This window comes from Aminobacter sp. NyZ550, from assembly GCF_025628925.2.
Lineage (GTDB): Bacteria > Pseudomonadota > Alphaproteobacteria > Rhizobiales > Rhizobiaceae > Aminobacter > Aminobacter ciceronei.
Genome location: NZ_CP114190.1, coordinates 2339877 through 2361301, shown reverse-complemented (window position 1 = coordinate 2361301; position 21425 = coordinate 2339877). Strand labels below are relative to the sequence as shown.

General features: G+C 63.8%; 24 protein-coding genes and 1 pseudogene. 12 read left to right on the top strand and 13 right to left on the bottom strand.

Going from position 1 to position 21425, the window contains the following annotated elements:
* Positions 1-41 precede the first annotated feature (41 nt).
* Positions 42-788, top strand: a complete 747-nt coding sequence (locus N7E70_RS11665; protein WP_263006428.1) for a polysaccharide deacetylase family protein — start codon at positions 42-44, stop codon at positions 786-788.
* Between the two features lie 165 nt (positions 789-953).
* On the opposite strand, the gene N7E70_RS11660 is transcribed toward N7E70_RS11665, so the two are convergent.
* From N7E70_RS11660 to N7E70_RS11640, 5 genes are all read right to left on the bottom strand, one after another.
* A complete protein-coding gene (locus tag N7E70_RS11660) occupies positions 954-1247 on the bottom strand; it encodes a GYD domain-containing protein (protein ID WP_263006427.1) in 294 nt (97 codons plus the stop codon).
* Positions 1248-1405: 158 nt separating this feature from the next.
* A complete protein-coding gene (gene gfa, locus N7E70_RS11655; RefSeq protein ID WP_067959508.1) occupies positions 1406-1978 on the bottom strand; it encodes an S-(hydroxymethyl)glutathione synthase in 573 nt (190 codons plus the stop codon).
* A 162-nt stretch (positions 1979-2140) separates the two neighbouring features.
* Complete coding sequence (locus N7E70_RS11650) at positions 2141-2785, bottom strand: VOC family protein (RefSeq protein ID WP_263006426.1); 645 nt, start codon at positions 2783-2785, stop codon at positions 2141-2143.
* A 197-nt stretch (positions 2786-2982) separates the two neighbouring features.
* Entirely contained in the window at positions 2983-3681 is a 699-nt protein-coding gene (locus N7E70_RS11645; protein ID WP_263006425.1) for an aspartate/glutamate racemase family protein, read from the bottom strand.
* A gap of 38 nt (positions 3682-3719) precedes the next feature.
* Positions 3720-4442 carry a TetR/AcrR family transcriptional regulator gene (locus N7E70_RS11640; RefSeq protein ID WP_182573315.1) on the bottom strand — a complete coding sequence of 241 codons (723 nt, stop codon included), beginning with the start codon at positions 4440-4442 and terminating at the stop codon, positions 3720-3722.
* Positions 4443-4550: 108 nt separating this feature from the next.
* On the opposite strand from N7E70_RS11640, the gene N7E70_RS11635 reads away from it, so the two are divergent.
* Positions 4551-5789, top strand: a complete 1239-nt coding sequence (locus N7E70_RS11635; protein WP_263006424.1) for a glycosyltransferase — start codon at positions 4551-4553, stop codon at positions 5787-5789.
* Positions 5790-6144: 355 nt separating this feature from the next.
* On the opposite strand, the gene N7E70_RS11630 is transcribed toward N7E70_RS11635, so the two are convergent.
* Together N7E70_RS11630 and N7E70_RS11625 are read right to left on the bottom strand one after the other, a co-directional pair.
* Positions 6145-6720, bottom strand: a complete 576-nt coding sequence (locus N7E70_RS11630; protein ID WP_263006423.1) for a hypothetical protein — start codon at positions 6718-6720, stop codon at positions 6145-6147.
* Between the two features lie 96 nt (positions 6721-6816).
* Entirely contained in the window at positions 6817-7731 is a 915-nt protein-coding gene (locus tag N7E70_RS11625; protein ID WP_263006422.1) for a LysR substrate-binding domain-containing protein, read from the bottom strand.
* Between the two features lie 364 nt (positions 7732-8095).
* On the opposite strand from N7E70_RS11625, the pseudogene N7E70_RS11620 reads away from it, so the two are divergent.
* A pseudogene (locus tag N7E70_RS11620) lies at positions 8096-9651 on the top strand (serine hydrolase).
* A 93-nt stretch (positions 9652-9744) separates the two neighbouring features.
* Positions 9745-10656: an agmatinase gene (locus N7E70_RS11615; protein WP_263006421.1), complete on the top strand. Its 912-nt coding sequence runs from the start codon at positions 9745-9747 to the stop codon at positions 10654-10656.
* Between the two features lie 231 nt (positions 10657-10887).
* On the opposite strand, the gene N7E70_RS11610 is transcribed toward N7E70_RS11615, so the two are convergent.
* Positions 10888-11322: a Kazal-type serine protease inhibitor domain-containing protein gene (locus N7E70_RS11610; RefSeq protein ID WP_067959479.1), complete on the bottom strand. Its 435-nt coding sequence runs from the start codon at positions 11320-11322 to the stop codon at positions 10888-10890.
* A gap of 433 nt (positions 11323-11755) precedes the next feature.
* On the opposite strand from N7E70_RS11610, the gene N7E70_RS11605 reads away from it, so the two are divergent.
* The 4 genes from N7E70_RS11605 (at position 11756) to N7E70_RS11590 (ending at position 13626) form a co-directional block, all read left to right on the top strand.
* Positions 11756-11968, top strand: coding sequence for a cold-shock protein (locus N7E70_RS11605; protein ID WP_067959476.1), 213 nt, complete (start codon positions 11756-11758; stop codon positions 11966-11968).
* A 207-nt stretch (positions 11969-12175) separates the two neighbouring features.
* Positions 12176-12586 carry a hypothetical protein gene (locus N7E70_RS11600; RefSeq protein ID WP_067959474.1) on the top strand — a complete coding sequence of 137 codons (411 nt, stop codon included), beginning with the start codon at positions 12176-12178 and terminating at the stop codon, positions 12584-12586.
* A 181-nt stretch (positions 12587-12767) separates the two neighbouring features.
* The gene (locus N7E70_RS11595; protein ID WP_018428999.1) at positions 12768-12980 is read left to right on the top strand and encodes a cold-shock protein; all 213 of its coding nucleotides are present in this window, start codon (positions 12768-12770) and stop codon (positions 12978-12980) included.
* 205 nt (positions 12981-13185) lie between these two features.
* Entirely contained in the window at positions 13186-13626 is a 441-nt protein-coding gene (locus N7E70_RS11590; protein ID WP_192315084.1) for a BA14K family protein, read from the top strand.
* A 194-nt stretch (positions 13627-13820) separates the two neighbouring features.
* Here N7E70_RS11590 and N7E70_RS11585 read toward each other — a convergent pair whose 3' ends face one another.
* The 3 genes from N7E70_RS11585 to N7E70_RS11575 form a co-directional block, all read right to left on the bottom strand.
* Complete coding sequence (locus N7E70_RS11585; RefSeq protein WP_263006420.1) at positions 13821-14462, bottom strand: MBL fold metallo-hydrolase; 642 nt, start codon at positions 14460-14462, stop codon at positions 13821-13823.
* 253 nt (positions 14463-14715) lie between these two features.
* Complete coding sequence (locus tag N7E70_RS11580; protein WP_154384769.1) at positions 14716-15006, bottom strand: hypothetical protein; 291 nt, start codon at positions 15004-15006, stop codon at positions 14716-14718.
* Positions 15007-15157: 151 nt separating this feature from the next.
* Positions 15158-16051: a branched-chain amino acid aminotransferase gene (locus N7E70_RS11575; protein WP_263006419.1), complete on the bottom strand. Its 894-nt coding sequence runs from the start codon at positions 16049-16051 to the stop codon at positions 15158-15160.
* 240 nt (positions 16052-16291) lie between these two features.
* On the opposite strand from N7E70_RS11575, the gene N7E70_RS11570 reads away from it, so the two are divergent.
* The 4 genes from N7E70_RS11570 to N7E70_RS11555 all read left to right on the top strand — a co-directional run bounded on the left by N7E70_RS11570 (position 16292) and on the right by N7E70_RS11555 (position 19664).
* Complete coding sequence (locus N7E70_RS11570; protein ID WP_067959459.1) at positions 16292-16822, top strand: MarR family winged helix-turn-helix transcriptional regulator; 531 nt, start codon at positions 16292-16294, stop codon at positions 16820-16822.
* Positions 16812-17531: a response regulator gene (locus N7E70_RS11565; RefSeq protein ID WP_067959456.1), complete on the top strand. Its 720-nt coding sequence runs from the start codon at positions 16812-16814 to the stop codon at positions 17529-17531. The genes N7E70_RS11570 and N7E70_RS11565 overlap by 11 nt, the downstream gene beginning before the upstream one ends.
* Positions 17532-17638: 107 nt before the next feature.
* Positions 17639-17878 (top strand): hypothetical protein, encoded by a 240-nt coding sequence (locus tag N7E70_RS11560; protein WP_263006418.1) that lies wholly within the window; start codon positions 17639-17641, stop codon positions 17876-17878.
* A gap of 373 nt (positions 17879-18251) precedes the next feature.
* Positions 18252-19664, top strand: a complete 1413-nt coding sequence (locus N7E70_RS11555) for an ATP-binding protein (protein ID WP_154384767.1) — start codon at positions 18252-18254, stop codon at positions 19662-19664.
* On the opposite strand, the gene N7E70_RS11550 is transcribed toward N7E70_RS11555, so the two are convergent.
* Together N7E70_RS11550 and N7E70_RS11545 are read right to left on the bottom strand one after the other, a co-directional pair.
* Entirely contained in the window at positions 19665-20321 is a 657-nt protein-coding gene (locus N7E70_RS11550) for a methionine ABC transporter permease (protein WP_067959453.1), read from the bottom strand. It abuts the gene before it with no gap.
* Complete coding sequence (locus tag N7E70_RS11545; RefSeq protein ID WP_263006417.1) at positions 20302-21384, bottom strand: methionine ABC transporter ATP-binding protein; 1083 nt, start codon at positions 21382-21384, stop codon at positions 20302-20304. Before N7E70_RS11545 ends, N7E70_RS11550 begins: the two co-directional genes overlap by 20 nt.
* Positions 21385-21425 lie beyond the last annotated feature (41 nt).

The following is a 21425-nucleotide window of genomic DNA, read 5'->3' as shown; positions in this document are numbered from 1 at the left end:
CGATGCTGAAAGCAGCAGGCAAAAGGCATGGCGCTCCGGGCATGACCATCCTCTGGTTGTTGGCCGCCCTTGTCCTGGCCTGCTCGCCGGTACAGGCGGCGGACCGCACCATCTATCTCACCTTCGACGACGGCCCGCTCGACGGCACCGGCAACATCCTCGATGTGCTGCAGGCGGAAAACGTGCCCGCCACCATGTTCATGGTCGGCTTGCACGCCAAGTCCAGTCCGGAGAGCAAGGCGCTTGTCGCCCGCGCCAAAAGCATGCCCTTGGTCACCTTGGGCAACCACAGCTACAGCCACGCCTTCAACCGGTACCGCAAGTTCTATGCCGACACCGAAGGTGTCGTCGCCGACATGGTGCGGGCCAATGCGGCCCTCGGGTTGGACGTGCCGACCCATGCCCGGCTCCCCGGCCGCAACGTCTTTCGCCTGCCCAACATCTCGACCAACGACCTTTCGATCGACCGCATCGAGATCGGCATCGAGGAACCGGACTACGAGTTCGTCGCCGCCACCGGCTTCTGGCTCTATGGTTGGGATCACGAATGGGTCCATGACGGCACCGGCAAGCCGGTGCAAAGCGTCACCAGGCTCGTCAGCGAGATCGACCACATGTTCACAGGCAAGGTCCGCTTCGTCAGGCCGAACAGGCTGATCCTGTTGATGCATGACGAGATGTTCCAGGACACCTTCAACGGCACCGCCAATCTCACCGCCCTCATCCAGGGGCTCAGGCAGCGCGGCTACAGCTTCGGGCACATCCCCGATTACGACCCGTTGAACTAGCGCAATCCCAGGAAAACTGTGCAGCGGTTCTCCGTCCGGAATTGCGCAAGAACAGGAAGGCGGAGAGATTCCGCGGTTCGACGAAAAGCGGAAACGCACCCGCGCCGGGCAGAAGCCGGAAGAGGTTGGAAATCGAAGGCTCCCGCCCCGCGACGGGAATGAAAATCAGGCCATCTTTGCCAGGATCTTGTTCATGTCCGCGGCATCGAACGCCTTGAGCGTCTGTGTCTTGACATTGCCAAGTGCAGAAATGGACAAGCTGAGCGCCGTCACCGTCAGGTCGTCGGGTGCTTCGACAATCGCCACCACGTCATGCTTGCCGAGCGTCCACAACAGCGTGTGAACCTTGGCGCCACCCTTGTCGGCCATCGCCCTGAACACATCGGCACGTTTGGTCGTCTCCCGTACCGATTTGACTCCTTGGTCCGTGAAATTCGTCAGGAAAACATAATATCCCATGCTGACCTCCCTCAGTTGCGGAGGCGTGCGGGCGCATCAGGCGTTGCCGCCGTTTCTCCCGCCCGCACCCTAGCACGGGTCACCGTGGCTGGATGCAGGCAGGGCATAGGCTTTAGGAGCTAGGACCGACCAGCCCCAATGCCTTCAAGGAATGCGGCTCAGGCCTTCAGCACGCCCGACTTCTTGGCCACCCATGTGGCGATGTAATCCATCAGTCCGGGCGACAGGCAGTCATAGGGTTCAAGCCCGAGTTCCCTCAGCCGGCCGCGCACGCCGTCCATTTCGGAGGGGTCGACACCCGCCTCGATGATCGACGACACGAAGGCGGCGAAGCCCGGTTCGGCCCAGCCCGCTTCCTGGAAGCGCTCGGGATGGATGAAGTCGAGGCCCTTGAAGGCATGGTCGCGCTCGACCGGGCCATACATGTGCACACCGCAGCCCTTGCAGGCGTGGCGCTGGATCAGCGCCGACGGATCGACCACCGCGAGCTTGTCGCCATTTTCCAACACCGTCACGTTCTCATGTGCGGTGACCGCCACGACCGAGAACCTGGCGCCTTCCGGCTTCCAGCATTTGGTGCAGCCGCAGGCGTGGTTGTGGGCAACCTGGCCCCTGATCGCCACCTTGACCGGTTTGTCGGCGCAGGCGCAGACGAGCGTGCCGCCGGTAAAGGCGGCACTGCCGGGTTTGACCCCGCCGTCGAGCGCCGGATGTATCGAAACTGAAGCCATATCCTGTTCCTCCCTGTTCTGGCGTCCGCACGGACACCAACAAAAGTTTTGCGGCAAAGAACTCTAAGAGGCTGGTCCCATACGATACATGTCGCGGCGGCATTTGTGCATATCCGCCGTTCAGATTGCCGTGATTTGGGGCGATCGGCCCGGTTGGCCCGCCTAATCCGCGGGGCCGGCAAACAGGATCAGATTGCCGTCGGGATCGAGCACGATGAAGTTCCTGGCGCCCCACGGTTCCTTGCGCAGCGTCTGGTGAAAGACCACGCCCGCCGCCTGGAAGTCGAGGAACAACTGCTTGATCTCGCTGGCCGTATCGACGGTGATCGAGGCGGATAGCAGGTGCTCGCGTTGGCGGATGTCACCTGCAAACACCGGCTCACACACCAGCCTGAGCGCCAGTTGCGCCCTGTCCCTGACAACCTGCCCGTAGAAAGGCGGCTCGCCATAGACGAAGTCGACCGAAAAGCCGAGTTTGCCGGTAAAGAAATCGCATGATGCCGTGATATCGGCGACGAACAGCTGCGCTGCGGTCGCGGTCAGGGTTGGACGTGTGGTCCGCGTTTCTTGGTCATTCATCACAAGGGCTTCTGATTTGAGCGCCTGCCAGCTTTCAAAACCTTGCTGTCGTGCGACAAGCTCCTGCGCATCGGCGAGCTTGAAAGCAGCCTGCATCACCTCGCTGTCGTCGAGATGCTGGAAGCGCGGCAACGCCGCCCTGATCTCGGCGGCGACGGGATGATAGCCTTCGCGATACCAGCGCAGATATTGCTTGGCCTGCTTCTTGAGATTTTCGAGGTTCGGCATGGGCGCAACTGTTGGACTTGGTCTGACAGTAGGCGGGCATTGCCCTTTCGGCCTTCGCCGATGCGCCCTACGCAGCCCTGAAATCCTGCCCCGGCTGGCGCGCCTTTGTCAATTGCCATGCAGGACGGGCCTCGGCGCGCAGCCTCACCCGTCGCTTCGGGCGAGAAGAAGCGCGCCGGCCGTTACTCGACCAGACTTCAGCCCAGCGCCCGCTCCACCATCGCTTCGGCGTGGATGCCAGTGGTGTCGAACAAAGGCACGGCGCTGTCTTCCGACCCGACCAGCAGCATGATCTCGGTGCAGCCGAGGATCACGGCCTCTGCCCCGCGCGCGACGAGCCGCGCGATCACCTCGCGATAGGCCAGGCGCGAGCGTGCCTCGACGCGACCCTGCACCAGCTCGTCATAGATGATGCGATGCACCACCGCCCGGTCCTCGGCCTCAGGCACCAGCACCTCGAGTCCATGTAGCTCGGCAAGCCTGCCCTTGTAGAAGTCCTGCTCCATGGTGAAGGCAGTGCCGAGGAGACCAACGCGGCCAAGTCCTGCGGCGCGGATGCGTTCGGCGGTCGGGTCGGCGATGTGCAACAGCGGAATGCCAATTGCCGCCTGCACCTCTGACGCCATGCGATGCATGGTGTTGGAGCAGATGACGACAAAGTCGGCCCCGCCGCGCTCCAGCCGTCGCGCGGCGCCGATCATCTCCAGCGTCGCCTCCTGCCAACGGTCGCTGCTCTGCAAAGCCTCGATCTTGGCGAAGTCGAACGACCACATCAGCATGCGAGCCGAATGCAGCCCGCCCAGCCGCGCGCGCACCTGCTCGTTGATGATCCGGTAGTATTCGGCCGAGCTTTCCCAGCTCAACCCGCCGATAAGACCAATAACCTTCTGTGGCATATCCCAGGCTCCTGGGTGACGAATCCGAACCCCAAGCACTAGCCTGCGGCAACGGTCGCGCCAAGCGGGTTCCGGTTCGGCCTGGCTGCCGCCATCGCCGCGACGAACCCCGGCTCCACGAACCGTGCCGTGCCGTCCGGCAGGCCGAGAATGCGGTCGACGGCCAATCCCTGCTCGGCCAGTCGGCGCTCGAAGGCGGCGATCGCCTGGCTCAAGGCATCGGCGCCTTCGGCCGCGAGCAGGTCGGCCACGGCGCCATGAGTGACCGCGCCGAGCAGCAGCACCAGTTCGGCCGAGATCAGAGGATCGTTGCTTGCCATGCTGCCTTCGCGCCGGCCCTTTTCGATGATGCGCGCCAGCGCGGGCGCCATCACGGCCATCACCGTTCGGTGCATGCGGTGGTAGAGCACGATATTTTCAGGCAAGAAGATGCTGGCGAAGGTGGCAATCGCCTCGGCCGCCCTGTCGGTGTCGCGGCCGCGGCGCAAGAACGCGTTGAGTTGCTCGACTGCGCTCATGGCAGGCGTTGCCAGAATCGCCTCGAGTTCGGCCCGGGCGCGCTCAGCGGCCTGACGTGCCAACGCCTCCAGCAACGCGTCCTTCGAAGGGAAGTAGTAATAGAACGCACCCTTCGACAGCCCGACGTCGCCAATGATGTCGTCGACCGATGCCGCCTCATAGCCGCGCGCGCCGAACAGCCGAGCCGCCGCCGCAAGCAGTTCCGCCCGTCTTACTTCAGGATGCCTGACAATCCGGGGCATCTCACCTCCACTCACCGCCTATGCCGCATGCTCCCACCTTATCGCCTCTTGCTAGTGACCGCCAGTCAGTATAACTGACTACTGGTCAGTCCGCACAGGGGAGCCGCCATGCGCATCGCCATCCAGACGCTTGGCACGCGGGGTGACGTCCAGCCCTATGTTGCATTGGCTCGCGGCCTCTTGCGGCGTGGCCACGAGGTCCAACTCGCGGCGCCCGAGCAGTTCGAATCGATGGTCACCCGCCACGGCATCGACTTCTGGCCTTTGCCGGGGGAGTTCCTGGCGTTGCTGGACACGCCTGAGGGCAAGGCGGCGATTGCTGGAAGTCGGGGATTCGGCGCCGGGCTGAAGCTGCTCAAGCATGTCCGCCCACTGATGCGCCGCCTGCTCGATGCCGAATCGGCGGCAATCGGCCGTTTCGGTCCCGATGTCATCATTCATCACCCCAAGTCGATCGCCTCTCCAGACATTGCCGCGCGAATAGGCCGACCGGCGGTTCTCGCCTCGCCATTGCCCGGCTTCACGCCGACGACCGCGTTTCCAAGCCCGCTCCTGCCTTTCGCCAACCTGGGCCCGCTCAACCGCCTCAGCCATCTGCTGGCAACGCGCGGCCCGGGCCTGCTGTTTCGGAAGGAACTCGCGCGTTGGCGCGCGCAGTCGCTCGGCGTGCCGTCCGGCCATCGACCCGGCGCGCCGGCTGTCACGCTCTACGCTTACAGTCCGGCCGTCGTCCCCAGGCCGACCGATTGGGGCGGCGATGTCCTTGTCACCGGATACTGGTTTCTCGACGAGGACGACTGGCAGTTGCCGACCGATCTCAGGGCATTCCTTGCCGCTGGCGACAAGCCCATCTATGTCGGCTTCGGCAGCATGCCCGGTCTCGCCCCCGGCAAGCTGGCGGCCGATGTCATCGAGGCGTTGGCCCGCACCGGCAAGCGCGGCGTTCTGGCGCTCGGCGGCGGCGCTCTCGAGGTGCCCTCACCCCCGGCGCATGTCCATGTCATGACCGCGGCGCCGCATGACCGGCTGCTGCCTCAGATGAGCGCAGCCTTGCACCACGGTGGTGCCGGCACAACCGCTGCTTCGCTACGCGCCGGATTGCCAACGATCATCTGCCCGTTTTTCGGCGACCAGCCATTCTGGAGCCGCCGCGTCGCTGACCTCGGCGCGGGGCCCGCCCCACTGGACCGGGAATCGCTGACCGTTGCGGCGCTCGCAGCAGCATTCACCGCCACAGACGCACCTGGTATGCGCCAGACGGCGACTGCAATGGGCCAGGCGATCGGCGCCGAGCATGGCCTCGATATGGCGATGAAGGCCATCGAAGCGCTCGTCCCGCGCGCCTAAACGCAGAGCCCAAAGTCCGGCATCGATTTTCGGAGGCAACGCGCAGATTCTACAACCTCGTTTCCGGGCCCAGCGTCCGCTGCCCTGCAGCGCCTCGATCTCGGCGAAATCGAACGACCACATCAGCATGCGCGCCGAATGCAGCCCGCCACGTAGTGTGCGCACCCGCTCATTGATGATGCGGTAATATTCCGCCGAGCTCTCCCAGCTCAAATCCGCCGATCAGACCAATGACCTTCTGAGCCATTTCGCCCCTGCCTCTGCTCGCTCGACCGCAGTTTCCAACCCGGCCGGTCTATCGCGCCATCGCCGTAGGGGACAAGCGCGCCGGGACGACTACCGGGATGATCATGCGTCAGTGCAATCCGCCGTGGCAATTGAAGCGTTGCCGGGCCATCTTCACGATGTAGCCGGCATCGGTATCGCCAGCTTCCAGCTCAAGGCCGAAAGGATCTCCGAGCTCATCCCTGATGCCCAGAATGTCGACGAGTGTGCCGCGCGCCGACGGCTGACCCTGATCAGACGGGTTGCAGAATATTGCAACGAGCTCGCAGCCCAACTCATCGTCGCGGAAGTCTTTGAAGTAGTCCTTGGCGAGATGGATCGCCGACATACGGCTGTTCATCCAACCCAGATCGGTCGGAGACATGATCAGCTTCCGTAGAAGCGGACGGTAACGATCTGCGAGACCCAGGTAGCGGACCAACGCCTTGAGTGCTGTTTCGCCATGGACGTCACGTGCCGGACCGCGAAGATAGGGCTCGATCAACAAGGCATCGTCGGCGGCTGCGCAAAGTCCGACGACATACAAGGCTGAATTGATGTCACCCCCATGCGCTCGAAGGATGCCGCGCGCGCAATCCAGCTCAAGCGAGCTGACGGTGCCCGCTTTCACCCCTTGCGCCCGTTTTCGATTATCGCCGATGCTCACAGTAGCCTCACACATTGACGTTCGCGGATTTTTGCCGGCGCCTCGAAACGGCGCAAGAAATGGTAGCCAGGAATTTGATGTCCGCAGCGTCTCTCCCTAACACTGCCCGCCTCTGCCCAGTGTCCGTTCGACCTCGGCCAGGATCCACTCGCGAAAGACCTTGATCTTGGGCACGTTGCGGCGCTCCTCGGGATAGACCAGCCAGAAGCCGGAGCCGTCGGAGCCGACATGCTCGAAGGGCTGGATCAGCGTGCCATTGGCAAGTTCTTCGCGGTAGAAGGTCGGCGTCAGCATCGCCACGCCATGGCCGGCGATGGCGGCGATCGCCTCATAGGCCTGCGAGCCCATCTTCGGTGCCGGGCGCTGCGGCAGCATGTCGGCGGGCAGGCCGGCGCCCACGAACCACTCGCCCCACCACAGGTCGCCGGGGTCTATCTGCGGCAGCCTGAGCAGGTCGGCCGGTTCCTTGACCCCGCCGATCGTCGCGGCCAGCTTCGGGCTCAGCATCGGCGCGAAATCGGTCGGCACGATCAGATGCCCAGCCAGCCCGAGCGGCAAATTCCCGTCATCCCTGCGGATGACGACATCGACCTGCTCGGTCCTGAAGTCGGTGTTGCGGGTCGTCGTCTCGAGCCGCACCGCAAGATCCGGCTGCACCATCTGGAACGCGCCGAGGTGCCGCGCCAGCCAGCTCGCGGCGAATGTCGGCAGCGTCGAGACGACCAGCACACCGCGCGCCCCGCCGCGGGTTTCGCCCCACGCCTCGCCCAGCATCTCGAAGGCGGCACTGACTTTCGGCGCCAGCGCCCGACCTGCTTCGGTCAGTTCGGTCTGCTTGGGCCGTCTCAAAAACAGCGGCGTGCCGGCACGCTCCTCCAGGAGCTTGATCTGGTAGCTCACCGCCGCTTGCGTCGTACCAAGCTCTTCCGCAGCCCGGGTGAAGTTGCCGAGCCGCGCCGCCGCTTCGAAGGCACGGATCGCCGTCAGCGGCGGCAGCTGAACAATCGCCATAAGTTTTCCTTATGCACTCATCCTTACGTTCAGTTGGATTCATAGCAAAAACAGGAGGAAAGAGGAGGCACTTCCTCAACAGAATTTGACTATTGAAAGCCAAGTCCATGACCCACCTCACCCTGGCCGCCACCCTAGGCCCGCTCCAGACATGGCTGACGCAGCTCGCAACGAGCAGCCGCCATGGCCGTCGCCGCGCCGGGTTCGATCCGCGCGAGCTGTCGCTCCACCTTGGCAGGGACCTAGGCTTTCGCGACGGCCGCGACCCGGCCGGCACGATCAGGTAGCCGTTCCAGCTCTTGGCTTCCTCAATGGCAGGCTGTAGCCTCGAAGGCAGGCCATAAAGCAGGGGGGGGGGCCGGCGATGCTGCTGTCCGCAAGGTCGTTCGTCCGCCGTCTGGCGTGGCTCCTCCCCGCCCTTGCCCTTGGACCGACGCCCTTATCCGCTCAGACCGCGACGACCGAGCAAGTTACCGCCGCGCTGGCGCAGCTGGAGCAGTTGGCCGAAGCAGCCATTTCAGACGGCAGCGTGCCGGCGCTCGCCATCGGCGTCGTCCACGACGACAAGGTTGTCTTCCTCAAGGGTTTTGGGCTGCGCGAGGCCGGCAAGCCGGAAAAGGTCGACGCCGACACGGTGTTCCAGATCGCGTCGATGTCCAAGCCGATCTCGGCAACGGTCGTGGCAGCACTGGTCGGCGACGGCACCGTTTCCTGGGATGCGAAGATATCTGATCTCGACCCCGCCTTCCGCCTCAATGACCCTTACCCGACAAGCCAGCTCACCGTTCGCGACCTGTTTTCCCATCGCAGCGGACTTCCCGGCACCGCCGGCGACGATCTCGAGGAAATCGGCTACGAGCGCGTCGAAATCCTGGACGGCTCCGGTTCGTATCGCCTTCGTCGAGCTTCCGCGCCGGCTATTCCTACAGCAATTTCGGCCTGACCGAGGGCGCGGTCGCCGCAGCCATCCCGACGGGCAAGACCTGGGAGGACATCGCCGAGGAAAAGCTCTACCGTCCACTCGGCATGACTTCGACAAGCTCCCGCCATGCCGATTTCGTCGGTCGCGCCAACCGCGCCGCGCTCCACGTCAAGGCCGACGGTGGCTGGGCCGCCAGGGTCGAGCGGCAGCCGGACGCACAGGCGCCGGCCGGCGGCGTCAGCTCCACGGTGCGCGACCTCGCCCAGTGGCTTCGGCTCGAACTGGCCAACGGCAGCCATGACGGCAAGCAGCTCATCGCAGCCGCAGCACTCGACCAGACACATATCCCGCTGATGACGCGCGGCAAAAACCCGGTCAGCGGCGGCCAGTCCTTCTACGGCCTCGGCTGGAATGTCGAGTTCGGCCGCCATGGCCTGAGCTGGGGCCACGCCGGCGCCTTCAGCGTCGGCGCTCGCAGCCTCGTCACCTTGTTCCCTGAACGGCAGCTCGGCATCGTCATTCTCGCCAACGCTTTCCCGACCGGCGTGCCCGAGGGCCTGTCGGACAGCTTCGCCGACCTCGTCTTCGACGGCAAAGTCGGCAAGGATTGGCTGAAGAACTGGAATGCGATCTACGCCGGCATGTTTGGCCCCGCCGTCGCGGCCGCCCAGGCGACCTACGCCACCTTACCCTCGCCTGCCACGCCGGCACGTCCAGCCACCGCCTATGCCGGCCGCTACGCCAACGATTTCGTCGGCGAGGCCGTCGTCGCGGCAGCCGGAGACGGTCTCGTTCTCACGCTTGGCCCGGACGGTGCCAGATCCTATCCGCTCAGCCATTTCGACCGCGACATGTTCCTGAGCTTTCCCTCGCCCGAACTCCCCGACATGCCGTCGGCGGTCAGCTTCGTGATCGGCGCCGACGGCACGGCGTCGACAATCACCATCGAGGCGCTCGACGGCAACGGTCTCGGCACGCTGCGACGCACCCGGGAGTAAACCAGTCGAATCTGTCGCGCCACACCTCCAGCGTTTGCGGGCGCAGCCTAGACTTCACCGCAACCGCACCCACGCCATTGAGACCAGATCGACATGACCGCATCGCTCCGCTTCCTCGGCCTTCCCGATCGCCTCGCTGATGGCAGCACGCCCCGTGCGGTGATCTTCTCCGCCGCTCATGGCACCACCTATCCCGGCAAGGACAGCAGCGGATATGCCTTGGCCGCCGACGCCATCCGCGCTGCCAGCCAGGACGACGCCACGCTCGTCGAACACTGGGATTTTGACCTCGGCGGCCCGCTGTTCGACGGCAAGCCTGTCTGCTGCACCGACGCCGGCGACATCGCGACCATCATGCACGACAATGCGGCCAACCGCGCCCGCATCGAAGCCAGGACGCGCGAGATCCTGGCACTTGGCGCTGTGCCGATATTGCTCGGCGGTGACGATTCCGTGCCGATCCCCTTCCTCGCCGGCTTTGCCGATCACGGCCCGGTTTGGGTTCTGCAAATCGATGCCCATATCGACTGGCGCGACGAGGTGCTCGGCGAACGCTACGGCTATTCGAACCCGATGCGTCGGGCCAGCGAGATGCCGCATGTCGCAGGCATGGTCCAGGTCGGCATGCGCAGCGTCGGCAGCGCCCGGCTCGCCGAGATCGAGGCGGCTCGGCGCTACGGCAGCCGCTTCGTCACCGCCCGCGAGCTTCATGCCCATGGCGTCGAGGCAGCACTCCGACACATACCTGAAGGCGCGCGGGTCGTCGTCACCCTCGATTGCGACGGTCTCGATCCAAGCATCATGCCGGGGGTCGCCGCACGAACGCCCGGCGGCCTCACCTACACGCAGGCGATCGATCTGATCGCCGGCCTCGGCAAGCGTGCGCGGATCGCAGGCTTCGACCTCGTCGAGTTTTATCCGCCCGCAGACATCGACGGCCTGACGGCCGAGACCGCGTCTCGCCTGATCGTCAATGCGATCGGCGCGATTGTCCGGCAGCGCTGAACCAGGCTGTGCGGGCAACCGGCCTCATGAGCCGGTCCGGGCTCCTACACAGCATTGCCGAACAGCCGCGTGGGCGATGTTCGCGCGCAAGGCGATGACATGAAGCGTCAAGCATCGCCATGTCGGCGACGATTGCCGCATCCACAAGGTGATGTGTTCGTCGGTTGGCGACTGATGCCACGCGAAGATAACTCCCGGCATGGGCTGCCGGGAGATACCAGCTCGATACGCTCAGCAGGGGCCCTGGTCGTCGATGACGCGATAGCCCGAGGAATCGGCTTCACAGGCGTTCGGGAAGGTCCGGAGCGTGTCACCGCGGCGGCCGCAAACAGGGCGATACTCCCTGGTACAGAACTGGTCTCCCCGGCCACCGCCGCCACCACCGCCCCAGCCATCGTCACCGCCACCACGGCATTCGCCGCCACGGATAATGCGGTAGCCGGCGGCCTCCGCCATGCAGGAATTGGCGAAGGTCTGACGGTCGCCGCCACGGCGCGCGCAGACCGGGTCATACTCGCGGGTGCAGAATTGCGGGCCCGGATCGGGGCGCGGCGGGCGCGGGCCGGGACCCGGGCCGTCCTCGACGACCACGCAAGAGGCCAGCATCAGCGACAGCAACGAGGCGACAGTTGCTTTTCGCGCAAAGGTCTTTGCCGAAAAAACCATGAAAACAGCTCCCTCTCATCCCCGCCCGTGCGGGAAATGTTCCAGCCCCTGCCCCGATCCTGGCGATTCTGTCAACGAATGCAATCGGGATCGGCGAAACTGGCGCCAACAGGCGCGGCAATCTGGCCAATGGCGCCTTTAGAAATGTCGTATATTTATGCGACGCTGCGAAGTGCCTACCGCCCTTGCCGCGACATCTTGCAACCTACGCGTTTCCATGCAATATCAGTTTCAGTTCGGGCGTTTGCTGACCCGGAGACTGGAACGTTTTGCACGACCCTTTCCCCGATACTGTGAATCTCTGACGACCCCGTGACTCGGCGGGGGGTTTAATCGTGCGCAAATGCATGACCGCCAAGCAAACCACCGACGTGCCGCCGACGCCAGGCGGTCGGCATGTCCAGACCACTGAACGGGTGAAGGAGTTCTCCCAATGACCCAGACCGGTACCGTAAAGTTCTTCAACGCAACCAAAGGCTTCGGCTTCATCACGCCGGATGGCGGCGCGAAGGACGTGTTCGTCCATATCTCCGCTATCGAGGCTTCGGGCCTGCGCACGCTCGTCGACGGCCAGAAGGTCAGCTTCGACGTCGAGCCCGACCGTATGGGCAAGGGTCCTAAGGCGGTCAACCTCCGCGCCGGCTAAGCCGCGTAAGGTTTTTTGCTTTGAAGAGGGGCGCGGTGGATCACCATCGCGCCCTTCTTCTTTGGTGGGTGGCTCCGCAATTATCCGTCGCCAAATCAACGAGATAGTCTCTGCGTCCAGCCGGCGCCACTCTGGCGAGCCACAGCCAACCGTGACATAGTCTTGCCGCGGAGGCAGTATCTGCTTCCCACGCAGAGGAGGCAGACCATGAAGTTGCTGAAGTCTCTGGGCGCAATGCTCCTGGCCGCAGGGCTAGGATATGGCGGGCCGGTCGAGGCGATGCCGGCGGGTAATGCGCCGCAGGCCGATGGCGGGTTGGTGATCCAGGTCCGTGGTTGCCACGGCGACCCGCAGCGCCATTTTGTTCCTCAGTTCGGCCGTACCGAGTGGCATGTCCACCGCCGCCCCGACTGCCGGCCGATCCGGGTCCGCCCGCCGGTCCAGGTGCGCGACTGCCATCGTGAGGTTCGCCGCCACTTCCTGCCGCGTTACGGCAACGTGCCCCACCGCCATGTCGGCCCCAATTGCCGCGTGCGTGTCTATTCGAGGTTCGATCCGCTGCGTCCGCGGCCACCCTCCTGCATCCAGATCGGCCCGATCCGCTACTGCGAATACTAAGCCGCGAAACGCGTTGCATTTGGCCACTTGGGCCCGGTAATTGCCGGGCCTGAGCAGCCTTAGGACAGGTATCGGCAGGCAAAACTTTTGCTTGCCGATGACCCAAAAATGAACGACAAATTTCCACTTCGGGCATTTGCCGGCCCGAAGACTGGAATTGATGGGATCAGAGGAGTTTCCCATGCCGCAGACCGGCACCGTCAAGTTCTTCAATCATGCCAAAGGCTTCGGCTTCATCACGCCGGACGACGGAGCGAAGGATGTCTTCGTTCATATTTCGGCCGTGCAGGCGTCGGGTCTTCCCGGTCTTGAGGATGGGCAGAAGGTTTCTTTCGACACCGAGCCGGACAAGCGCGGCAAGGGTCCGAAGGCCGTCAATCTGACCGTCGGCTGAGAACCTTCAAGGAGGCCGGAGTTCGTGCTCCGGCCAAGCATGCTGCTGTATTCGCCGCAACGCATATTGGCGTTTGTCGGCGGTAGTCTCTTTGACCCATTGCACCTGAAGATCCGTTCAGGCTGCGTTCAGGCGGGCTCCCCTAGACATAGTGTCGACGCTAAATTCTGGCCTTGATACGGGCCGGACGGCGAAGGAGACCGACATGAACCGTATTTTCAAGACCCTCGTCCTTTCGGCGGCAGTTGCCGCTACCACGTTGACCGCCCTGCCCGCGGCCGAGGCCGGCGAGCGCTGGCGCCGTCACAACCGCCACGACAACACCGGCGCGATCGTCGCTGCGGGTGCGCTCGGCCTCATCGCGGGCGCCGTGATTGCTGGCAACGCCAACCGTTCGCAGCCGGTCTATGACGACTATTACGACTACGAGCCGCAGCCGCGCCGCGTCTACCGCCAGGATTATGGCCAGGACTACTATCGCCCCACCCCGGTGCAGCGCCGTGTGGTCTATCGCGAGAGCTACGCGATCGAGCCTTGGACGCCCGAATGGTACAGCTACTGTTCGGACCGCTACCGCAGCTTCAAGCCGCGCAGCGGCACCTTCACCGGCTATGACGGCGTCGAGCGCTTCTGCGAAGCCAACTGACCGCAGCCACGGGCATGGACTGTGTCGGCCCTCCCTGCCCGGCCGCGGCAGCCAAACCTGAAACAATGACAAAACGGCGCCAGCCTTGCGGTTGGCGCCGTTTTTCATGTGAGGTAGTCCGTTGGGCGAAAGGCTGCTGCGGAGCAGACCGACAGCGGCCGCCTCAGATCAGGCAGACGGCCTGATCGATCCAATCAAACCAGATAGGGATTGCTGCGGCGTTCGTCGCCGAAGCGGCTGCCCGGGCCGTGGCCACAGATGAAGCCGATCTCGTCGCCGAGCGGCAGGAGTTTCTCCTTGATCGACCGGATCAAGGTGGCGTGGTCGCCACCATAGAGGTCGGTGCGGCCGACAGAGCCCTGGAACAGCACGTCGCCGACATGGGCGAATTTCGCGTCACGGTTGTAGAAGACGACGTGGCCGGGCGCGTGGCCGGGGCAATGCAGCACCTCGAAAACATGAGTTCCGAAGGACACGGTTTCGCCCTCGGTGAGGAACCGGTCAGGCACGCAATTGCGCACCGAACCGTCCATGCCGAATTTCTGGGCCTGGGTCACCAGATTGTCGAGCAGCGGCTTGTCGGCCTCGTGCGGGCCGATGATGTCGACGCCGAGCGCATCTTTCAGCTCCATCGCGCCACCGGCATGGTCGATATGGCCGTGGGTCAGCCAGATCGCCGTGATCGTGATGCCGTCTTGCTTGAGCACCGACAGGATGGTGTCGACATCGCCGCCCGGATCGACCACGACGCCGGTCTTGTCGTCGGTATCGAACAGGATCGTGCAGTTCTGCTGGAAGGGCGTAACCGGCACGATCCCGGCATTGAGCTGTCCCATGGCGGGTCCTTTCCTTGGAGCGCCGTGCGTCCGAATGGACGCACAAAGGACGCTCCAACTGTGTGAATCTGCGCATCGTGCTTTCCGAAGATCGACACCAATTTTCGGGCCGATGCGCCAAGTTCGCCCCGACATAAGGACTGACGCGCGCTTCGTCCATGCCCATTCTGGTGGGTGGCAGGCAGCGCCTCTGATCCAGAAAATGAAAGGGGCGGCCGCAGCCGCCCAATCCGAATTCCAATCTGTAGCGGGATTATTTCTTCATGGCACCCATGATCGCGCCGACGATGGCCGTCACGATGGCGCCGCCGCCGGCACCACCAACCACATCGCCGAGAATGCCGCTGAGTGCACCTGCCGTTGCCGGATCAGCCGCGCCGCCGAGAAGGCTGCCGAGGATCTGTCCGCCCGCGAGACCGCCGACGCCACCGGCGAGCAATTTCGTCACCTGCCCCATCGCCGCCGTCTTGATCGCCGCGCCGACGGCCTGTCCACCGATAACGCCGGTTACAATTTGTATGATGATAGGAAGAAGCGATTCCATAACAATTCCCTCCAAATTGCATGCCGGCCCTCAGTATGCCGACAGCAACATCAGACCCCGAAATCGGGGAATGTCAAATTGGACGAGGAAGACGCAAAAAGGGCGGTCCGAAAACCGCCCTTCTTCAAGGTCAATTAATTGATTCTGCTTGTTATTCAGCAGCAATCGCGTGCTTGGGCTGAACCGCCGCAGAATAGTCGTTCATCAGCGTCTTGGCGATTTCGCCGACCTCGAATCGGTACTGCCCGATCTCCGAAACCGGCGTCACTTCAGCCGCCGTGCCGGTCAGGAAGCATTGCTCGAAGCCTTCCAGTTCGTCCGGCATGATCACCCGCTCGACGACTTCGAGGCCGCGATCCTTGGCGAGGCCAATGACAGTGCGGCGCGTGATGCCATCGAGGAAGCAGTCCGGCTTCGGTGTATGCACCTTGCCGTCCTTGACGAAGAAGATGTTGGCGCCTGTGGCCTCGGCGACCTGGCCGCGCCAGTCGAGCATCATCGCATCGGCATAACCCTTGGCCTCGGCCGCATGCTTGGACAGCGTGCAGATCATGTAGAGGCCGGCAGCCTTGGACTTCGACGGTGCCGTACGCGGGTCGGGGCGGCGCCATTCGGCGATGTCGAGGCGGATGCCTTTCAGCTTCTGCGCCGGGTCGAAATAGCTCGGCCACTGCCAGATCGCGACGGCGAGATTGATGCGGTTCTTATGGGCGGCGACGCCCATTTCCTCGCTGCCACGCCAGGCGATCGGGCGCACATAGGCGTCCTTGAAGCCCTGCTTCTTCAAGAGCTCGCGGCAGGCATCGTCGATCACCTCGACCGAATAAGGAATGGTGAAGCCCAGGAGGCGAGCAGACTCATGCAGGCGCTCGGTGTGCTCGGTCAGCTTGAAGATCTCGCCGCCATAGGCGCGCTCACCTTCGAACACCGCACTTGCATAGTGCAGACCATGGGTTAGTACGTGAATCTTGGCGTCGGCCCATTTGATGAACTCGCCGTTCATCCAGATGTATCCATCGAGCTGGTCGAAAGGAACGGATGCCATGGTAAACCTTCCCGCAGGCGGGAGCCTGCCTATCGTTTCATATCGTTCTTGGTGGCCCGCAAAGGGGCCTGCTGGATAAAGCGTAGGCGGGCTAGAATACCAAAGCAAACTCACGATGTTTCGGAAAAAACCACCGCACCTTGCCTTTTCGTTCGCAATCCGCCGAAAAGCTTGGCAAAAATTACCATCGCACCTAATTTATGTCAACAGTGCTGACATAAATTGACGAACAGGAATTCTATGGCACAACGCAGCGGCGCAACCGCCCAACCGATCCGCACCGCCGTGACGGCAGACGAAGGCATCGATTTCTCGATCATCGAACTGATGTATTTCGCCTATCGCGACTTCACCTCCGACCCCGACCAGATCCTCGCCGAATACGGTTTCGGCCGCGCCCATCACCGCGTGCTTCACTTCGTCAATCGCCTGCCCGGACTGACGGTCGCCGAGCTGCTCGACGTGCTGAAAATCACCAAGCAGAGCCTGGCGCGGGTGCTCAAGCAGCTCATCGACGCCGGCTATATCGTTCAGGTGCAGGGGCCGCGCGACCGGCGCCAGCGTGAACTCTACCCGACGCCCAAGGGCCGCACATTGACACTGGCGCTGGCGCGGCCACAGTCACGCCGCATCCATGCGGCACTTGAAGGCGCGGGAGAGACCGAGCGCGCCTGGATCGAAAGATTCCTCAAGGCGATGGTCAATCCCGAATTAAGGGCGCAGATTGATCATCTGCCCGGAAACACGCCGGGGAAAGACCATGGAGAATAACGACAAGACGGCCAGCCAGGCCACGTTGGGCGACGATGCCCCGCATCTGCTCGTCGTCGACGACGACACGCGCATCCGCAACCTGCTCAAGCAGTATCTGACCGAAAACGGCTTTCGCGTTACTGTCGCTGGCAATGCCGATGAGGCGCGGCGCAAGCTTGCCGGCCTTGATTTCGACCTTCTCATCCTCGACGTGATGATGCCGGGCGAAAACGGCATCGAACTGACCAAGTCGCTGCGTGACCAGAAGGACGTGCCGATCCTGATGCTGACGGCCCTGTCGGAGACCGACAGCCGCATCACCGGTCTTGAGGCCGGCGCCGACGACTATCTGCCCAAGCCGTTCGACCCGCGCGAACTGATCCTCAGGATCAACAACATCCTGCGCCGCGGCGGCCCGGCGGCAACTCCGAAGGTCGAGCAACTGGTGTTTGGCCCCTACACCTTCCAGATTGCGCGGCGCGAACTGAAGCGTGGCGGCGAAGCCCTCAAGCTGACCGATCGCGAGCAGGAAATCCTGGCGATCTTTGCCGCGCGTGCCGGCGAGACCATCCCGCGCCATGAACTGGTGACCGGCGACTCGGAAGTCGGCGAGCGCACCATCGACGTCCAGATCAACCGTCTGCGCCGCAAGATCGAGCGCGATCCGGCCAATCCCGTCTGGCTCCAGACGGTACGCGGCATCGGCTACCGGCTCAGCGTGGAGTAGCCGGGCAGTTCCGGATGGCCGGTTGTTGAAGCCGGTCACTCCGAGGTAACATGGCGCGCCGGCAACACCTCTGCCGCATCAAGCGGGCCGGCGTGGGAGAAACGGCCATGTTACGCGCAATCACGCTTGCATTTGCCCTGTCTGTCTTGCCAGCCACCGCATTCGCCAATTCCTGCCCCAGCATCATGGCGGCGATCGACGCCGCTCTGCCCACCTCGACGCTTGCCGAGGCGGACATGACGAAGGTCAAGGAACTGCGCGCCAAGGGCGAACAGTTGCACGCATCCGGCGACCACGCCGGATCGGAAGCAGCCCTCAACGAAGCCAAGAAACTGCTCGGCATCTGACCGCCAGACGACTTCGGGCCGTGTCAGCGGCCCGAACCTCGTCATCCCCCGTTCATCAACCTGGTCGCAACGGCGGGCAAATTTTGTTGTGCCGCAACACGTGGGTCGGACGCTCTGTCTGTCCGCGCCCGAGATCATCGACGCACTGGCGACACAGTCTCGGCACAGTTCCGGGTGATCTTCTCCAGGCATCGGTAAATCCAGAGCCATCTGGCGCTGTAGGAAAAAGCCCTATGTTTTCAGCATCGGGCGAGACGGAGTTTGACAACGTAAGCTGTTGAACTTCAAAGACAGTTTCAGAACGATCCGGCGTGGGCTAGGATCGAGGCGAGCCGGCCGGAACCTGACCGGTTAGCGGCAAGTGGAAGGGCGGATGGCAACCACCGACATGGAACGGCCCGGCGGAGGCAGGCTCGGCACACGCATGTGGCGTGCGCTGACGGCTGTGCCGCGCAGCTGGAACCGCTTCTGGCGACGTGTCTCCATCTATATGCCGAAGCGGCTCTACGCGCGCTCGCTGCTCATCGTCATCACGCCGATGATCCTGCTGCAGTCGGTCGTCGCCTTCGTCTTCATGGAGCGGCACTGGCAGACGGTGACTGTGCGCCTGTCACAGGCGGTGACGCGTGACATCGCCGGCATCATCGACCTGCTCGACACCTTTCCGCAGCCCGAAAGTTATGCCCAGATCATCCGCATCGCCCAGGAGCGCATGTCGCTGAAGATCGACCTGTTGCCGGCCGAACCCCTGCCCCCGCCTGGCCCGAAACCGTTCTTCTCGATCCTCGACCAGGCGCTGTCGTCGGAAATCCGCAAGCAGATCAACCGGCCGTTCTGGCTCGATACCGTCGGCAACTCCAACATCGTCGAAGTGCGCGTCCAGCTCGACGACAAGGTATTGCGCGTGTTCGTGCGCCGCAGCCAGGCCTATGCCTCGAACACCCACATCTTCCTGCTGTGGATGGTCGGCACGTCACTGGTCCTGCTGATGATCGCCATTCCGTTCCTGCGCAACCAGATCCGCCCGATCTTGCAACTCACCGAGGCTGCCGAAAGTTTTGGCAAGGGCCGGCCGATGCCGGTCAACTTCCGGCCACGCGGCGCCGAAGAAGTGCGACGCGCCGGTTTCGCCTTCATCCAGATGCGCGAACGCATCGAACGCCAGATCGAGCAGCGCACGGCGATGCTGACCGGCGTCAGCCACGACCTGCGCACCATCCTGACGCGCTTCAAGCTGCAGCTGGCTCTGTCAGGCAGCAAGGTCGACACCGAAGCACTCAGCCAGGATGTCGACGACATGCAGTCGATGCTCGAGGCCTATCTGGCTTTCGCCCGCGGCGAGGCTTCGGAGGATCCCGGCCGCTTCGATCTTGCCACCTATCTCGACAGGCTGGGTGACGAAGCCAAGCTGCGCAAGCGCAAGCTCAAGATCACGCTCGTCGGCGAGCCCGAGGTGCATGTTCGCCCCAATGCGTTCAACCGCCTGCTGCAGAACGTCGTCGGCAACGCCTTCCGCTATGCCAAGGAGGTCGAGGTCAAGGCGGTCCACGATCGCGGCATGCTGGTGGTGATGGTCGACGACAACGGCCCCGGCATTCCGGAAGAGAAGCGCGAAGAGGTGTTCAAGCCGTTCTACCGCCTCGACGAGGCGCGCAATCTTGATTCGACCGGCACCGGCCTCGGCCTGGCCGTCGCCCGCGACATCGCCCGCAGCCATGGTGGCGACATCAAGCTGAGCGACAGCCCGCTGGGCGGCCTGCGCGCCATGATCCGCGTGCCGGCCTGATCAGCCGCGGCGATCGAGCCGCGTCACCAGCCTGTCGCCGATCCACTGGATGCCACAGACGAGCACGATCAGCACAGCCACGACCGCAACCATGACAGCCGTCTCGAAACGCTGGTAACCGTAGCGAATGGCGAGGTCGCCGAGCCCGCCCGCACCGATGGCACCCGCCATGGCCGAGGCGCCGACCAGCGTCACCAGCGTAACGGTGAAGCCGGCAACGATGCCTGGCAGTGCCTCGGGTACCAGCACCTCTCGGATGATCGCCCAGCGCCCGCCGCCCATGGCGCGCACAGCCTCGATCAGGCCGCGATCGACCTCGCGCAGCGACACTTCGGCGATGCGCGCATAATAGGGCGTGGCGGCAATCGCCAGCGGTACGATCGCCGCCCAGGTGCCGATCGACGTGCCGACGATCAACCGCGTCACTGGGATCAGCGCCACCAGGAGGATGATGAACGGCACCGAGCGGAAGCCGTTGACGAGTGCGCCGAGGATGCCGTTGACCCAGCGATTGCAGGCGATACCGCCGCGGTCGGTGGCAACGAGCGCCAGGCCGAGCGGCAAGCCGAAGACCAGAGAGATCAAGCCCGATGCAGCCGTCATCAGCACGGTCTCCCACAACGAGCGCAGAAGAAGTTCAAGCATTGTCTGTGACATAACCAAGCACCTCGACCCGCGCTTTCCGGGCATTCAGGAATTCGATTGTTTCGGCGATACCGCGCGATGCAGTGTCGACGCCGAGGAACAGCGTTCCGACAGGCTCCCCCTGTATGGTGTCGATGCCGCCATGGACCAGCCGGAACCGGCCGGGAACCGACGTTGCCAGCTCCTGGAGCAGCGGCCGGCGCGCCGCTTCGCCTGCGATGTCGACGCGCAGGATGGCCTCGCGTCCAACGCCGGTTAGCCGTGTGGCGATCGCCTGCGGCAGCTGCGGCCGGATGCCGGCGAGCAGGCTGCGCGTCACTTCGGTGCGCGGGTCGGCGAAGATCGACCACACCGGCCCTTCCTCGACGATTCGCCCGGCATCGATGACGGCGACGCGGTCGGCAATGCTGCGGACCACCTCCAACTCGTGGGTGATCAGCAGGATAGTCAGGCCGAGCTTTTGGTTGATGTCCTTCAGCAATGCCAGGATCGAGCGCGTCGTCTCTGGATCGAGCGCCGAGGTCGCCTCGTCGGAGAGCAGGACCGCCGGCCGCGCGGCGAGCGCGCGCGCGATGCCGACACGCTGCTTCTGCCCGCCCGAAAGTGCCGCTGGGTAGGCCTTGGCCTTGTCGGCGAGACCGACGAGTTCGAGCAGTTCGGCGGCACGCCTGAGCCGCTCGTCCCTGGGCTGGCCTTCGATCTTGAGCGGCAGCGCGACATTCTCCTCGACAGTCTTGGCCGACAACAGGTTGAAGTGCTGGAAGATCATGCCGATACGTCGGCGCAGCGGCTGCAGATCGCGCTCGCTGAGGCCAGTGATCTCACGGCCCTCGACGAAGATCTGGCCACTGTCGGGTCGCTCCAGTCCGTTCAGGCAGCGGATCAGCGTCGACTTGCCGGCGCCGCTGCGGCCGATGATACCAAGTACCTCGCCCTTGCGCACGGTGAGCGAAACGCCGTCGACGGCCGGTGTCTGGCCGAAGCGCCGCCTGAGGTCGACGATGCGCACCACCGTCTCCGACAGCGCAGTATCGACAGGGGACGCCCCTTCGATGGGTGCAAAATGCTGGGCCATGAAATTCCCTCGGCAATGCGGAAGGCGGCCCGCCATTCATG

What these genes read in the sequence shown, in the direction of transcription:
- N7E70_RS11665 (WP_263006428.1), top strand. Translation starts at nt 42, where the DNA reads ATGACCATCCTCTGGTTGTTGGCCGCCCTTGTCCTGGCCTGCTCGCCG.
- N7E70_RS11660 (WP_263006427.1), bottom strand. Translation starts at nt 1,247, where the DNA reads ATGGGATATTATGTTTTCCTGACGAATTTCACGGACCAAGGAGTCAAA.
- gfa (WP_067959508.1), bottom strand. Translation starts at nt 1,978, where the DNA reads ATGGCTTCAGTTTCGATACATCCGGCGCTCGACGGCGGGGTCAAACCC.
- N7E70_RS11650 (WP_263006426.1), bottom strand. Translation starts at nt 2,785, where the DNA reads ATGCCGAACCTCGAAAATCTCAAGAAGCAGGCCAAGCAATATCTGCGC.
- N7E70_RS11645 (WP_263006425.1), bottom strand. Translation starts at nt 3,681, where the DNA reads ATGCCACAGAAGGTTATTGGTCTTATCGGCGGGTTGAGCTGGGAAAGC.
- N7E70_RS11640 (WP_182573315.1), bottom strand. Translation starts at nt 4,442, where the DNA reads ATGCCCCGGATTGTCAGGCATCCTGAAGTAAGACGGGCGGAACTGCTT.
- N7E70_RS11635 (WP_263006424.1), top strand. Translation starts at nt 4,551, where the DNA reads ATGCGCATCGCCATCCAGACGCTTGGCACGCGGGGTGACGTCCAGCCC.
- N7E70_RS11625 (WP_263006422.1), bottom strand. Translation starts at nt 7,731, where the DNA reads ATGGCGATTGTTCAGCTGCCGCCGCTGACGGCGATCCGTGCCTTCGAA.
- N7E70_RS11615 (WP_263006421.1), top strand. Translation starts at nt 9,745, where the DNA reads ATGACCGCATCGCTCCGCTTCCTCGGCCTTCCCGATCGCCTCGCTGAT.
- N7E70_RS11610 (WP_067959479.1), bottom strand. Translation starts at nt 11,322, where the DNA reads ATGGTTTTTTCGGCAAAGACCTTTGCGCGAAAAGCAACTGTCGCCTCG.
- N7E70_RS11605 (WP_067959476.1), top strand. Translation starts at nt 11,756, where the DNA reads ATGACCCAGACCGGTACCGTAAAGTTCTTCAACGCAACCAAAGGCTTC.
- N7E70_RS11600 (WP_067959474.1), top strand. Translation starts at nt 12,176, where the DNA reads ATGAAGTTGCTGAAGTCTCTGGGCGCAATGCTCCTGGCCGCAGGGCTA.
- N7E70_RS11595 (WP_018428999.1), top strand. Translation starts at nt 12,768, where the DNA reads ATGCCGCAGACCGGCACCGTCAAGTTCTTCAATCATGCCAAAGGCTTC.
- N7E70_RS11590 (WP_192315084.1), top strand. Translation starts at nt 13,186, where the DNA reads ATGAACCGTATTTTCAAGACCCTCGTCCTTTCGGCGGCAGTTGCCGCT.
- N7E70_RS11585 (WP_263006420.1), bottom strand. Translation starts at nt 14,462, where the DNA reads ATGGGACAGCTCAATGCCGGGATCGTGCCGGTTACGCCCTTCCAGCAG.
- N7E70_RS11580 (WP_154384769.1), bottom strand. Translation starts at nt 15,006, where the DNA reads ATGGAATCGCTTCTTCCTATCATCATACAAATTGTAACCGGCGTTATC.
- N7E70_RS11575 (WP_263006419.1), bottom strand. Translation starts at nt 16,051, where the DNA reads ATGGCATCCGTTCCTTTCGACCAGCTCGATGGATACATCTGGATGAAC.
- N7E70_RS11570 (WP_067959459.1), top strand. Translation starts at nt 16,292, where the DNA reads ATGGCACAACGCAGCGGCGCAACCGCCCAACCGATCCGCACCGCCGTG.
- N7E70_RS11565 (WP_067959456.1), top strand. Translation starts at nt 16,812, where the DNA reads ATGGAGAATAACGACAAGACGGCCAGCCAGGCCACGTTGGGCGACGAT.
- N7E70_RS11560 (WP_263006418.1), top strand. Translation starts at nt 17,639, where the DNA reads ATGTTACGCGCAATCACGCTTGCATTTGCCCTGTCTGTCTTGCCAGCC.
- N7E70_RS11555 (WP_154384767.1), top strand. Translation starts at nt 18,252, where the DNA reads ATGGCAACCACCGACATGGAACGGCCCGGCGGAGGCAGGCTCGGCACA.
- N7E70_RS11550 (WP_067959453.1), bottom strand. Translation starts at nt 20,321, where the DNA reads ATGTCACAGACAATGCTTGAACTTCTTCTGCGCTCGTTGTGGGAGACC.
- N7E70_RS11545 (WP_263006417.1), bottom strand. Translation starts at nt 21,384, where the DNA reads ATGGCCCAGCATTTTGCACCCATCGAAGGGGCGTCCCCTGTCGATACT.